This is a genomic window from Wenjunlia tyrosinilytica, assembly GCF_014646055.1.
Lineage (GTDB): Bacteria > Actinomycetota > Actinomycetes > Streptomycetales > Streptomycetaceae > Wenjunlia > Wenjunlia tyrosinilytica.
Genome location: NZ_BMMS01000070.1, coordinates 1 through 13,746 on the forward strand (window position 1 = coordinate 1; position 13,746 = coordinate 13,746).

Annotated in this window: 9 protein-coding genes, 1 pseudogene and 1 riboswitch; of the genes and pseudogenes, 4 read left to right on the forward strand and 6 right to left on the reverse strand. The window is 70.7% G+C overall.

Annotated features, from left to right (window positions below; all coding sequences use genetic code 11):
* A pseudogene (locus IEY86_RS34720) lies at window positions 1-443 on the forward strand (peptidase); the annotation flags it as partial.
* Window positions 444-701: 258 nt separating this feature from the next.
* Here the strand turns inward: IEY86_RS34720 and IEY86_RS34725 are convergent.
* The 4 genes from IEY86_RS34725 to IEY86_RS34740 form a co-directional block, all read right to left on the reverse strand.
* A complete protein-coding gene (locus IEY86_RS34725; protein WP_189135894.1) occupies window positions 702-1,721 on the reverse strand; it encodes an ABC transporter substrate-binding protein in 1,020 nt (339 codons plus the stop codon).
* A gap of 62 nt (window positions 1,722-1,783) precedes the next feature.
* Window positions 1,784-2,572 carry an amino acid ABC transporter ATP-binding protein gene (locus IEY86_RS34730; protein ID WP_189135895.1) on the reverse strand — a complete coding sequence of 263 codons (789 nt, stop codon included), beginning with the start codon at window positions 2,570-2,572 and terminating at the stop codon, window positions 1,784-1,786.
* Window positions 2,569-3,549 (reverse strand): amino acid ABC transporter permease, encoded by a 981-nt coding sequence (locus tag IEY86_RS34735; protein WP_189135896.1) that lies wholly within the window; start codon window positions 3,547-3,549, stop codon window positions 2,569-2,571. Before IEY86_RS34735 ends, IEY86_RS34730 begins: the two co-directional genes overlap by 4 nt.
* A gap of 377 nt (window positions 3,550-3,926) precedes the next feature.
* Window positions 3,927-4,036, reverse strand: a riboswitch (SAM riboswitch).
* A 354-nt stretch (window positions 4,037-4,390) separates the two neighbouring features.
* Entirely contained in the window at window positions 4,391-5,296 is a 906-nt protein-coding gene (locus tag IEY86_RS34740) for a LysR family transcriptional regulator (protein ID WP_189135897.1), read from the reverse strand.
* Between the two features lie 594 nt (window positions 5,297-5,890).
* Between IEY86_RS34740 and IEY86_RS34745 the strand changes: the two genes are divergently transcribed.
* Window positions 5,891-8,821 carry a SpoIIE family protein phosphatase gene (locus tag IEY86_RS34745; protein WP_229699036.1) on the forward strand — a complete coding sequence of 977 codons (2,931 nt, stop codon included), beginning with the start codon at window positions 5,891-5,893 and terminating at the stop codon, window positions 8,819-8,821.
* Between the two features lie 255 nt (window positions 8,822-9,076).
* Here the strand turns inward: IEY86_RS34745 and IEY86_RS34750 are convergent, their stop codons facing one another.
* Entirely contained in the window at window positions 9,077-9,757 is a 681-nt protein-coding gene (locus IEY86_RS34750; RefSeq protein ID WP_229699037.1) for a metalloregulator ArsR/SmtB family transcription factor, read from the reverse strand.
* Between the two features lie 37 nt (window positions 9,758-9,794).
* Here IEY86_RS34750 and IEY86_RS34755 point away from each other — a divergent pair, with 37 nt between their 5' ends.
* Window positions 9,795-11,156: an MBL fold metallo-hydrolase gene (locus IEY86_RS34755; RefSeq protein ID WP_189135898.1), complete on the forward strand. Its 1,362-nt coding sequence runs from the start codon at window positions 9,795-9,797 to the stop codon at window positions 11,154-11,156.
* Between the two features lie 431 nt (window positions 11,157-11,587).
* Here the strand turns inward: IEY86_RS34755 and IEY86_RS34760 are convergent, their stop codons facing one another.
* Window positions 11,588-12,229, reverse strand: coding sequence for an RICIN domain-containing protein (locus tag IEY86_RS34760; protein ID WP_189135899.1), 642 nt, complete (start codon window positions 12,227-12,229; stop codon window positions 11,588-11,590).
* A 992-nt stretch (window positions 12,230-13,221) separates the two neighbouring features.
* Here IEY86_RS34760 and IEY86_RS34765 point away from each other — a divergent pair.
* The gene (locus IEY86_RS34765; RefSeq protein ID WP_189135900.1) at window positions 13,222-13,743 is read left to right on the forward strand and encodes an ATP-binding protein; all 522 of its coding nucleotides are present in this window, start codon (window positions 13,222-13,224) and stop codon (window positions 13,741-13,743) included.
* Window positions 13,744-13,746 lie beyond the last annotated feature (3 nt).

Sequence of the window (13,746 nt, forward strand, 5' to 3'; positions counted from 1 at the left end):
CCAAGACCGAGTACAAGGTCAGCACCGATGTCAGCCGCGGCAGCGCGGTCTCGGCCGTCAGCACCCGGATCGTGGCGGACTGGACCTTCTCCTCCTCCCGCGTCGACGGGGACAAGCCGGCCTGGCTCCCGCTGTCCACGGTCCGCTTCACCCCGAAGCTGACCCTGGCCAGCACCGCCAAGGCGGGCACGAAGCTGACCGTCCCGCTGTGGATCCAGGGCCCGGCGACGGGCTCCAACCTCAAGACCCTCGACGTGCAGGTCTCCTACGACGCGGGCACCACATGGAAGAAGGCCCCGGTCAAGGTGGAGCAGGGAAACCGGGTCCTCAAGCTCAGCCACCCCAAGAACGCGACCTCGGTCTCGTTCAAGGTCAAGCTGGCCGACAAGGACGGCAATGTCACCAACCAGACGATCTACAAGGCCTACGGCCTCGTGAAGTAACCGTCCGAGAGCACCCGTACGAACGCGGGCCCCAGCACCATGACACTGCTGGGAAACCGGCGTTGGCCATGCGTCCCGCCGCCGTCAGGCGGCGGGACGCAGTGCTTCAAGGCGCGACATGCGGGTTTCGGCTCGCGGGGTGGGCCGAAGCCCTGAACCCCTTGCGAGAAGGCGCCCTCAATGCCGTCGCGGGCCGGTGCCGTCGGTCAGTGTTTTCGTGCGTCGATCAGCCGGTGCGAAAACTGCTCTGATGGAGCGTCAGGAATTGTCGAGGGGCAGGCCGGGCGGGTTGACCTCGGACTTGGCGACGGCCTCGTTGGAAAGGTTCCAGGCGGCCAGCCACTTGGCGTACTGACCGCTCTCGATCAGGTGGTTGATGGCCTCGGCGACCGGCTCGGCGAGGCCGCTGTCCTTCTTCGTCGTCGCCGCGATCAGGCCCTGGAGGGTGGCGCCCGCGCCCGAGTAAGTGCCCGCGCTGCGGGTGGGGTTGGGCGACTTGGCGGTCTGCGTGATGTGGTAGGCGACGCCGGGATTGGCGGCGAAGTACGCGTCGATCTTCCCGCCGGTCAGCGCCAGATTGGTGCTGCCCTTGCTGGCGAAGTGCTTGATGGTGAGCTGCTTGCCCTCCTTCTTCAGCTTCTCCTGCCATTCCAGAAGGATCTTCTCCTGGTTGGTGCCGTTGTCGACGGCGACGGTCTTGCCGGCGAGGTTGCGGTAGTCGCCGCCGAAGTTCCACGTGCTCTTCTTCAGCACCTCGAAGCCGACGTCGTCCTTGCGGTAGGAGGCGAAGTCGTACTTCTTCTTGCGCTCCTCGGTGTCGGTGATGTTGGCGAAGGCGATGTCGACCTTGCCGCTGTCGACGCCCACGAACATGTTCTCCCAGGTGGAGTTCTTCAGTTCGGGCCGCAGGCCCAGCACCGCGGCGACCAGGCGGCCGAAGTCGGGCTCCGCGCCGGTGAGGGACTTCTGGTCGGAGCCGACGTACGCCAGTGGGGGGAAGCCGTCGGGCAGGGCACCGACGCCGATCACGAGCTTGCCGCTCTTGCGTATGGACTGGGGGACCCGGGCGCTGATCGACTTGACCTCGGAGACCTTCAGTTGGGTCTGCTTGGCCGCGCCGTTGGACAGCCGGCCCACCGTCACCGTGCCTGCGGCGTCGGTCGTGGTGGCGGCGTCGCTGTCGCCCCCGCAGGCGGCGAGCCCGCAGGCGAGGGCGGCGACGGTGGTCGCCGCGGTGATGCCGCGGAGCAGGCTGCGTCGTGAGATGTGGCTGTGCATGGCTGTCCTTGTCGCTGAGGAAGGGCGGGTAGTGGTGTGTGGGGGGATCGGGGACGGCGGGGTCAGAGGACCTTGCCGAGGAAGTCCCTGGTCCGCTCGTGCTGCGGCCGGTCGAGCACCTCTGAGGGCGGGCCCTGTTCGACGATCCGGCCGCCGTCGATGAAGACGACGCGGTCGGCGACCTCGCGGGCAAAGCCGATCTCGTGGGTGACGATGACGAGCGTGGTGCCGCTGGTGGCCAGGTCCTTGATGACCGCGAGGACCTCGCCGACGAGCTCGGGGTCGAGCGCCGAGGTGGGTTCGTCGAACAGGATGATGCCGGGGCGCAGGGCGAGGGCCCGGGCGATGGCCACGCGCTGCTGCTGGCCGCCGGACAGCTGCCGGGGGTAGGCGCCGGTCCTGTCGCCGAGCCCGACCCGTCCGAGCAGTTCGCGCGCCAGTTCCTGGGCCTTGGGCCGGGTCAGCTTTCCGGTGGCCACGGGCGCGGCGGCCACGTTGTCCAGGACTGTCAGATGCGGGAAGAGGTTGAAGTTCTGGAAGACGAAGCCGATCCGGCTGCGCTGGGTCAGGATGACCCGCTCACTGAGTTCCTTCAGCCGGTCGCCGTGGCGCTTGACGCCGATCAGTTCGCCGCCGACGCTGACGTGGCCGATCTCCGGCTTCTCCAGGTGGTTGATGACCCGCAGCAGGGTCGACTTGCCCGAGCCGGACGGCCCGAGGACGACGGTCACCTCGCCCGGCCGTACCGTCAGGTTGACGCCGTCGAGCACCCGGTGGAGCCCGTACCACTTGTGGACGTCGTGGACTTCGAGCGCGGCAGGGGTTGTATCCAGGGTCTCGGTGCTGGTCATACGGCGGCCTCCCGACGCAGCCGGGCCCACAGTTCGGTCAGGCCGGTGCGCGCCTTCTGCAACGGGGTCGGCGGCAGGGTGCGGGTCGCGCCCCGGGCGAAGTACCGCTCGACGTGGAATTGGACGACGGACACGGCGCTGGTGAGGATCAGGTACCAGACGGTGGCGACCAGCAGCAGCGGCACGATGTCGCCGGGGTAGGTGCTGCCCATCGTCTGCACCGAGCCGAACACGTCGAGCAGCGACACGTAGAACACCAGGGACGTTCCCTTGATGAGGCCGATCAGCTGGTTGACGTAGTTCGGGGTGATCGACCTCAGCGCCTGGGGGAAGACGATCTTGCGGAACTGGTAGCCCTTCGGCAGGCCGAGCGCGGCCGCCGCTTCGTGCTGTCCCTGGTCGACGGCGAGGATGCCGGCGCGGACCACCTCCGAGGCGTACGCCGCCTCGTTGAGGCTGAGGCCGACGACGGCAACCGCCATGTCGGTGGCCAGCCGCGACTCGTCGAAGGTGACGAAGGCGGGGCCGAACGGCACGCCCAGGCTCAGCGTCCGGTACAGCGCGCTGAAGTTGTAGAGGAAGATCAGTACGACGATCAGCGGCACCGAGCGGAACAGCCAGGTGTAGGTCCAGCTCACGGCGCGCAGCACCGGGCTGCCGGAGAGCCGGCCGAGGGCGAGCAGGACACCGCCGAGCAGACCCAGCACCGCGCTGAGCGCGGCCACCTCGAGGGTGATGACGAGGCCGTCGAGGATCGTGGGGCGCAGGAACCAATAGCGGAAGCGGTCCCACTGGTAGAAGGGGTTGGTGGCCAGGCCGTGGATGATCTGGGCGACGACGACAAGGACCACGGCGGTGACGATCCAGCGGCCCGGCCTGCGCAGCGGCAGCACCCGCTGGGCCGTGAGCAGGCGGGGGCTGTCGTCGGCGGGCGGTGCCTCGGCGAGGGACACGGCGGCGCCCGGGGGTTCACTCATGGAGGGTCTCCGGCGGATTCGGACACCCCGGGCCGTGGCGGTGGCGGTGCGCGGCGGCTCGACGGCAGGGCGGGGACCGCTCTGCGGCGCGAGGCGGCGCACGGCAGCACACAGGACCGGGGGTGGGCGGACAACGGCACACCGCGCGGGCGGTGTTCGTCGGGAAGGCGACTGCTGCGCGGCTGAGGAAGTCGGTCAGCCCCGACAGCGGGCGCGGCCCGGTGCGGTACACAGTGCGCTGCCGACGCGGAGCAGATCGACGGCTCGGTCGGCGACGAGCAGGTTGTCGTACGGCTGTACGCAGCCCTGAGGGCGGCCGGCGGCCGTCCCGGAATCTGCGTGCATGTCCGTCACCGTCACTTCTCCGGCCCCTCGGGGCCTCGCGCTTACCGAAACGTCATCCGGTCCGGTCGTCACCTGGGGCACCCCACCGCGGCGCGAGGGTTGCCGGTCAGCAAGCCAGGGCTTGTCGCTGACACTCATGACCGTCTGGGGCGCAATTAAGGCAGGTGACCGAAGGCGTGTCAACGCCGGTCCATCTGCTGGAACGGCTGGACGAGTAGTTCCGACGTGGCTCAGTGGTCGTCGGCGATCCTCGCCCTGGTCCACGGGATCACGCGGGGCGGCGAGGACGGCTGGGCGACCGATGGACTCTCGCCTCGTCCAGTGCGGCGGCCCGTACTCCTCGTGCTCTTCCTGACTCTCCGGGCCAGGATGGCCCGTCCGATGAACTGGCGAGCCGCCCGGTGGAGCCTCGACCACGCCGCCCCCGCCCTGTGCGGCTGCGGGTACAGCTCTGACCACGCCGTGGCCGGGGGCCTGTACGGCGGGCGGGGGGTGGTCACAGATCACTCCAGTCGCGGGCGCGGGTCAGCAGGTGTTCGCGGACCAGCGCCAGCGTGGGGTCGGTGAGTACACCACCCTTGGTGGCGAGATAGAGCGTGTTCAAGGGAGCGGCCGCCGGTTCGTGCAGGAGGACCACAGAGCCGGCGCGCAGGGCCGGCTCGGCGAGGTAGCGGGGCAGCACGCTCACGCCCGATCCGGCGACAACGACGCTCAGTACCGCCCGCAGGTCGGGAACCACCACGGCCGTGGGGTTCGGCGGCCGTCCTCCGAACTCGCTGCGCCAGTAGCGGCGGATGATCGGCAGTTCGTCGGCGTACGACACCAGCGGCAAGTGTGCCAGGGCCCGGATGGGTTCCGAGGCCAGGCGCACCGGGTCGATCCCGGCGGCCAGGACGGGCGGTCCGACCAGGACGAACTCCTCGTCGGCCAGAGGGGTGGCGGCGATGCCCCGATGCACCGGGCGCACGGCCGAGACGACCAGGTCCACCCGTTGCGCGGCGAGTGCGGACAGCAGTTCCTCGGCAAGGCCGAGGGTCACGCGGATCCGCAGGCCGCGCTGGGTCAGCGGGGCCAGGGCGGGCAGAACCCGCGCGGTCATCAGCTCCGCGGCGCCACCGATGCGCAGGCAGCCCAGGTACCCCGGGTCCGCGTCGTGCGCCGTCAGGGCCTGACGCAGTCCTTCCACATGCGGGCCTATGCGCGCGGCGAGTGCGGCGGCGCGGGCCGTGGGGGTGACACCGTGGCGCGAGCGGGTGAAGAGCGGCTCACCGATCTGTGCCTCCAGGCGGGCCAGTTGCCCGCTGACGGCCGGCTGGGTGATCCCGAGGCGCGTCGCCGCTGCCGACAGGGACCCCGCACGGTAGATCTCAAGGAACGCCGAGAGCAGGTCGAGGTTGGTCACGTCACCGCCTTTCCATACCGCCTTTCCATAAATTATCTTATAGCTGCTGGCGTGACGAGCGGAGGGCCGTGATGGATGCTCGAAGTCATCCACCCGGCCGCACACAAGGGAAGCGTTCCGCGCCCTGGGCCGGCTGCTGACCGAGGCCGACGCCCGGGGCGCGGTCGTGGCCGCGCTGTGCCAGGGGTCGGCAGCCCTGCTCAGTGCGACGACGGACGACGGCTCCTTCACCTTCGCCGGGCACGCTGTCACCTCCCTCAGTGACGAGGAGGAGAAGCAGGGCGGGCCTCGGCAAGAGTGCGCCGTTCCGGAGGCCCTGCTGACGCGGCCGGGCCTGACCCGGCACACCGTCGAGCAGGTGGTCGGCACGCCGATGCCGCCGTTGGGCACGAGAACAGCAGGACAGGGCTTGTGCACGGGCCCGCATCCCCGGGTACCCCTTCCCCATCGCAGCGGGTCGCCATCGACGGAAACACCGCGAACCTACGGTCGGCCTCCCAGCACGAATAGAGTCGAGATAGACGCCCCAGAGGACACCGAAGACTGATTTTCCATGATCGAGATCCAATGCTGCGGCGGATCGGAGGCGTGAGAGTGGACAAGACACCTCCTCCCGGCGAGGGGCCGGAGGCAACCGCGCAGGCCAAGCTGCACTCCTCGATCCCATCACCCGTCCAGGGCAGGACCGGGACAGCTCTGGCACCGCTGCTGCGGCAGGTGGTCGCCGACCTCAAAGGCCTGGGCGGCATGGTGCACCTGCGCGAGTCCGGCCCCGGACGGCGCCTGCGCCTGGTGGAGAGCAGCGGGCTGTCCCAGGACCTCGCCCGCAGCTTCCAGGAGATCCACTGGCACGAGGACCTGCCCACGGCACGCGCGCTGCGCGAGGAAGGGGCGGTGTGGCTGCCGCTCTCCCCGGAGGAGCTGTCGCACCCTCTTCCCTTCCCTGCCGGGATGGTGGCCGTTCCGCTCCACTCGTCCGAAGGGCTCGGCGGGGTGCTCTCTGTGGTGACGGCCGGGCCCGACCCGCCCAGCGCGGTCCAGCGGGGCTATCTCGAAGCGGTGGCGCGGTGGCTCTTGGGGGCACTGGGTCACACCCCTGCCGCTGCGCACGACACGACCCGAACCCGTTCGGACGAGAACACCGCGACCGGTTACGCGCTTCAGCACGCGCTCGACGAGGTGCCCGTCGGGGCCTGGGACTGGAACATTCACACCGGTGACGTGGTCTGGGACGACGCCATGACCCGGGTACTCGGCATTGGCCCGGATGACTTCGACGGGCGGATCGAGACCTGGCGGGCAATGATCCATCCCGAGGACCTGCCGGCGGTGCTGACGCATGCCGAGCAGTCCCAGCGGAAGAACGCCGAGTACAGCGTCAAACACCGGGTCCGCCGACGCGACGGCAGCGTCGGCTGGGTGGAGGTTCGAGGGCGGACGCTCCTCGGCGAGGACGGCGAACCGGCCCACATGGTGGGACGACTCTGGGCGATCACACAGACACGGGCCGTCATGGAATCGGCAGGCCGCGCTCTGCGGCACATGAGCGACGGATTCCTCGCCGTCGACACCGAATGGCGGATCCTCTACCTCAATCTCCAGGCTGAGCAGCTTCTGGGTGCCTCCCGGGAACTGGTCGGCCGGACGCTGTGGGAGGTCCCGACGATTCGCGTGCCGGGCCTCGAATCGCGGTGCCGCCGGGCCGTCGTCGATCGCACACCGACAGGGCTGGACCGGCAGCTGCCCGCCGACGGCCGCTGGTACCACCTGCGGCTGATCCCGGTGCCCGACGGACTCACGGTGTACCTGACGGACATCACCGAGAGGCGGCAGCTGGAGGCGGAACGTGCGGCCGTGGAGCGCGCCGCCGCCGAACGGTCCGCGCGCATAGGCGAGCTGACAGCGGCGCTCGCCGAGGCCCTCACCGCCGAGGACGTGGTGGCCGCCGCCGCCGAGCGGGTGCTCCCGCTGTTCGGCGCAACGGGGTTGATCGTGCAGGCCCGCGAGGGCGACCGGCTGCAGGCCGTCGGCGCGGTCGGCTACCCGCAGCCGTTCATGGACCGGTTCGCCGAGGGCCCCCTTCCCCTGGGTACCCCCGCCGACCACACGGTGCCCGACGGTACGCCGAGGTTCATCGCCTCGCCCGAGGAGATGGAGGCCGAGTACCCGGCGCTGCGCACTCTGGTCGCCCTGAGCGGCAAGCGTGCCTGGGCCTTCCTGCCGCTGATGGTCTCCGGTCGTCAAGTGGGCGGCTGCGTGGTCTCCTTCGACCGGACGCGCCGCCTCACCGGGGAGGAGCGCACCTTGCTGATCGCGCTCAGCGGACTGGTTGCCCAAGCCCTGGAACGGGCCCGGCAGTACGACGCCGAGCACGGCCGCGCCCAGGCGTTGCAGCGCGGCCTTCTCCCCCGGGCGCTGCCCTGCCTGCCCGCAGTCACCACGGCCGCCCGCTACCTTCCTGCCAGCGAGGGCATGCTCGGTGGCGACTGGTACGACGTCATACCGCTCTCAGCCGAGCGCGTCGCCCTGGTCATAGGGGACGTGATGGGCCACGGCCTTCCCGAGGCCGCCACCATGGGCCGGCTTCGCACGGCCGTGCACACCCTGGCCGGGCTCGAACTGCCCCCCGATGAATTGTTCTCGCACCTCAACGACCTGGTCAGCGACCTCGGCGACGACTTCTACGCCACCTGCCTGTACGCCCTGTACGACCCCGCCACAGGAGTCTGCACATTCGTCGGCGCCGGACACCCGCCACCTGCCGTCATCCACCCCGACGGCACGGTGCGCTTTCCCGGCCTCGCCGCCAACCCGCCACTGGGCTCGGCCACGCCGCCGTTCGACACCACGGACGTGGAACTGCCCGAGGGCAGCCTGCTGGTGCTGTACACCGACGGTTTCGTCGAGTCCGCGCGACGCGACATCGACACCGGAATCGCCCAGTTGGCCACGGCGCTCACCACCGGCCTCGACGGCATGGCGAGGCACGGCACTGCGGGCGACTGCTCGGACAGCGCCCGGGACACCGAGGCCCGGACGCTGGACCGGCTCGGCGACACACTCGTCTCCACTTTGCTGCCCGCCCCCGAGCGAACCCACGACGACGCCGCACTGCTCCTGGCCCGCACGCACACCCTCACGGCCCGGAATGTGGTGTCCTGGACCCTCTCCGACGACCCCGTCGCGGCAGGTCAGGCGCGCGACCACATCAGGCGCCAACTGGACCAGTGGCAGCTCGACGAACTGGTGATGACCACTGAGCTGATCGCGAGCGAGCTGGTGGGCAATGTGGTCCGGCATGCGAAGGGACCCGTCCGGCTGCGCCTGCTGCGAGGCCGCACGCTCATCTGCGAGGTGTCGGACGGCAGTCTCACCACGCCTCGTATCCGCCGTGCCCGCGAGACCGACGAGGGCGGCCGCGGGCTCCAACTGGTCGCCGCGCTCAGCCAGCGCTGGGGGACCCGCTACACCACCGACGGCAAATGCATCTGGACCGAGCAGGCCCTGCCCGGCACCCCGAGGTGACACGGTGGCCCGAGAGCAGAGCCCGTGGCCGGGCGGCGGTCCAGCTTGCCCTTGGCCGCGCCTCGCACTCGGCGGCCCGGTCGCCGGCGGTGCGCAGTACGTGTCCTGGATCCACGACCACGATGTCGTCCGCGCGGTCGAATTCCTGGTCGACGGCGACGACCTCGCCGGGCCGGTGAACCCTGCCCGGCCAGTGAACCTCGCCGGTGCCGTCCACCGGCAACGGCGTGCCCTTTGGGGAGGCCTCGGTCTCGGTCATGCGGCGCCGGACTCGACGGGGAGGGCGTCCAGGCGCCATTCGAGCATGCCGTCGACGAGGCGGACGGCACGGCGACCGCGGGTGGTGAGCAGGCGGACGGCGTCGTGGGCCAGGACGCAGTTGGCGCCGCGGCAGTAGGCGACGACCTCGACATCGTCGGGGAGCTCGGGGAGGCGGGCCTCGAGCTGGTCGAGAGGGACGGACAGGGCACCGGGGATGTGACCGGCGGCGTACTCCTCCGCGGGGCGGACGTCGATGACGGTGGCGGTGCCGGCCCTGACGCGTTCCAGCAGCTGCTCGCGGGTGAGGTGCTCGGTGTCGTCGGGGCCGAGGTAGGCGGTGCGCGCCCGGTCGGCGGCGGCACGGCGGGTGCGGGCGACGTGCTGCAGCAGTGTGGAGAGGGCGGCGACGTCGTCTCCGGCGAGGCGGTAGTGGATGCGCACGCCCTCACGGCGAGTGGTGACCAGCCCGGCTTGCTTGAGGGTCTGCAGGTGGGCGGAGGCGGTGGTCAGGCCCAGGCCCGCGGTCTTGGCGAGGGCATCGACGCTGCGCTCGCCCTGGGCGAGCAGGTCGAGCAGTTCCAGGCGTTTGCCGCTGGACAGGGCCTTGCCGGTCTGGGCGAGGGCGTCGTACAGCTCTGCTCTGCGGGCGGGGTCTCCCATGATGGAATCCTCCATCAATCCATGGAATATTGTATGAGTAGGGTGAATGAGGATGCCACCCGGACCCTCTCGCCAGTTGGAGGAGGCCGTGGGCTTCACCGACGAGCACCTGGTACCCCTGGTGGACGACGGGTTGGGCAACAGCGCCTATCTGGTCGGCCTCGGGGACGGCCGCGCCTTGGCGGTGGACGCCTCCCGGGACCTGCGGGCCCTGCGCGCGGCGGCCGAGCGGCGGGGCCTGACGGTGGCGTTCGCCGCCGATACGCACCTGCACGCCGACTTCCTCACCGGCGCCGTGCAACTGGCCGCCGACGACGGCGCCGCCGTGCTCGCCTCCGCCGCCGGTCGCCGCGCCTACCCCCACATCCCGCTCGCCGACGGCGACGAGATCGACCTCGGCGGCCTCACCCTGCGTGCCCTGGCCACCCCGGGCCACACCGACGAGCACCTGTCGTTCCTTCTCCTCGATGGCCCGCGCGAACTCGGGGTGTTCACCGGCGGGTCGCTCATCGTCGGCTCCGCCGCCCGCACCGACCTCCTCGGCGCTGAGCGGGCCGAGGAGCTGGCCCGCGCCCAGTACCGCTCGCTTCGCCGACTGACCGAGCTGCCGGACACGACCGCGGTGTGGCCCACCCACGGAGCCGGCTCTTTCTGCTCCGCCCCGCCCGGCACCGAGCGGACCACCACCATCGGCGCGCAGAAAGCGGCCAACGACCTGCTCGCCGCCCCCGACGAGGACACCTTCGTCCACCGCCTGCTCGGATCGCTCGGCACCTACCCCGCGTACTTCGACCACCTCGCCGAAAGCAACCGCAAGGGCCCCGCCGTCCTGACCAGCACCCCCGGGCAGGCACCGCTCACCGCGGGCGCCGTCCGCGCCCTGATCGCGGCGGGCGCCCATCTGGTCGACGCCCGCCCGGTCACCGAGTTCGCCGCCGGGCACATCGCGGGCGCGGTCTCCAATGCACTGCGGCCGACGTTCGCGACCTGGCTCGGCTGGCTGCTGCCCGACGACGCCTCGCTCGTCGTCGTTCTCGGTCCCCGCCAGGACCCGGCAGAGCCGGCCTGGCAGGCCGCGAAGATCGGCTACGACCGGCTCACCGGTCGGCTCGACGGCGGCATGGACGCCTGGCGCGCCGACGACGGGCGTGTCGAGACGATCCAGCTGGTCACGGCCGATCGGATCGGCGACCGCCCAGTCCTGGACGTCCGCCAGGACGCCGAGTTCGAGGCCGGTCACATTCCCGGCGCGGGCCACCGCGAACTCGGCACGCTCGCCGCCGACACCCACGACTGCGCCGACGGCACGGTGGTCATGTGCGGGCACGGCGAACGCGCCATGACCGCCGCCAGCCTGCTCGCCCGCAACGGCGCCCGCGGCCTCGCCGTCCTGGTCGGCGGCGCGGACGACTGAGCGAACGCCACCGGCCGGAAGCTGAAGCGCGGTGCATGACCCGCCGGAACGTTGTGGGTCCGCTACGCCGTAAACCGGTCCCGGTCGCGGGCCGGCTGATCGCCCTGCCGGTGCCACTGCTGCTGATCCGGGCGCCGTCGTGGGGCCGAGTGGTCTTCGGCAACGTCCTGCTCGGCGTCAACTCACATGCCCGCACGGAGGCGGCCCACCGCTGCGCGCCGAGGAATCCGGATCACACATGGCGAGCTGACCACCTGACAGATCGCGCGCATCGCCGGTCTCCGGGCCACGGCGCTGTCCTCCGCCAACTGGGCGGGCATGGTCAACGACTCGAACGACGCGCTCGCCTGGGGCATCCTGCCCCTTCTGTACGCCGCCCACGGCCGGCCCATTGCCCGGACCGGCCACGATACCCATCCCCTGTCTCTGTCTCAGTGGAGAGGGGGCGGCGGGGACGCGTCGACGAACCTCCAAGCCTGGTTCTCACCGTCATGGCAGGTGAATTCCTGGAGATAGGTTCCTTGCGGGGGCACGGTGCGACTCGCGAAGGCCGCGTCGAGGCATCGCTGCCCGACGCCCGGTGCCCTACCCAGCCCCGCCCTGATCCTGAAGTAGCCTCTCGGGTGGCGTTCGATCGTCCAAGTCTGGGCGTCGGACGGCGTGTTGCAATCATTCTGGCGAACGATCGCCCTGCCGTCCGGCTGGTTGCTGCCCTGCAGACACAGTCCCGTGCCGCGCACCTTGATCTGGAACATGCCATTGATCGGACGGAAGCGGAACTGCTGGTTCCCCTCGTTGCGGTTGGGCTGCAGGGTGATCCTGGTTCGGCGAGGTCGCAGGCCCAAGTCCCAGGGAGCGGACAGGGCCAGATCGCGGGTGAACCCACTCTCGATGTTCCACCATCCATCACCGAAGGCCGGCGGCTGCCGGGGATCCCCGAACGGCGGACAGATCCCACCGGGGAAGTTGTCGCAGTCGCCCGCGGAGGCGCCGACGGGCGCGAGTCCCAGCATCAGCAGCGGAAAGATCACAGCGGCAAGGAGAAGGATTCGTCGGCTCATGGCCACCACCACGTGTATCGGTGTACGAAGGATGCCAGGGCACGCAGGAAGACGTCTCATCGTGAAACGACGCGCCCTGGAAGGAATGAGACCCGCCCCCTGCCCCTCCCGGAACGAGGGAATGGTGCACTTCCACGGTAGGGCGCCCGTCTCGGCTCGCAACTCGACGCGGCGCCGGATCCCTCTGACAGAACGACAGTGGCACAGTCGGGCCGACGCGGCAGTGCGGGCGAGCGCGACCCGAGAAGCATGAACTCGCGCAGGGCCTCTGGGCGTCAGCGCCCGCGTCCGGCGCGGCAAGTGCGCCGACGCCCAAGCGGTGACGTGACGGTCTGCTGGGCGCGGCGCGTGAGACGCCAAGGACGGGGGCAGCCACTGAAGCGGCCCGCCGATCCCTTTCCAGGGAACCCCTTCAGGATTGTTCAGGATGCGGTGGGCGCCGGTGCCGGAGAGCCTGTGTGGGCAGGGGACTTCGAGCGGCCGCCGTCGCACACCAGGGTGATCACGACCATCGTCGTCGGGGAACTCACCGACCCGGCGCCAGGAGGGGTGGCCGCCGCAGTCCGGTTGCCGTTGCGGAGGCTGAGCGGTCCGCTGCCCAGGTCCGGTCCGGTCCGGGCTGTCGGCCGCGGCCCGACCGGGCGCGGGCGAAACCTGCCTTCACGATGCCGCCGGGCATGTGGACCCCCGTCGCTGTCGCACGGCTTCGTCCGCCCCCTTCTGTGCCGTTACGCCCGACCGGTCTCGCATCCCGGCCGACCGGAGCTCCGCAGGGAAAGGTTGCCATGTGCCCCCTGGACCGGGGCCGTCCCTCGGTCCCCCGATCCGCCCGATCCACCTGGTCCGCCCGGTCTCCCGCTCCCCCGGGTCCCCCGGTCCGCCGGTTCGCCGGGCGAGCACGTAGGTAGTGCCGGGGTGCATTGCGGTAGTAGTACGGATGTGCCGGGCACGACGGCGCTGTGACAGTGGAAACGGCTCCAAGATCTGCCGAAGGACTGTTCACCATGAACGCCACCGCGACCACCGCCAGCACCGCCGGGCGCACCCGGCACGCCTTCCTGCACATCGAGGCCACCGCCCCCCGCACACAAGACGTCACCGCCATGCGCCACCGCGCGGCCCGCATGCTCACCCGCACCGGCATCGCACAGGACACCGCGGACACCGCGGAACTCCTCCTCGGCGAACTCCTCGCCAACGCGGTCCGTCACTGCCGCACAGCCCTCAGCGACCAGCCGCCAGTGAGCCTGGACATCAGCCTCGACGGCGCCCGCCTGACGATCGGCGTCACCGACCCCGACCCCCGCCCGCCCCAACCGCGCCCCAGCCACACACACGACGAAGGCGGCCGCGGCCTCACCCTCGTCGACGCACTCGCCACAGCCTGGGGATGCTCCACCCGTCCCACGAGCAAGACAGTGTGGTTCACCCTGCACAGCCCAGCCCCCACAGCACCCCAGACCATCGGCACACAGCGAATCGGCGCCACTGTGCACCTCACCGCCCGCCAACCCGTCGCCGCCTGAACC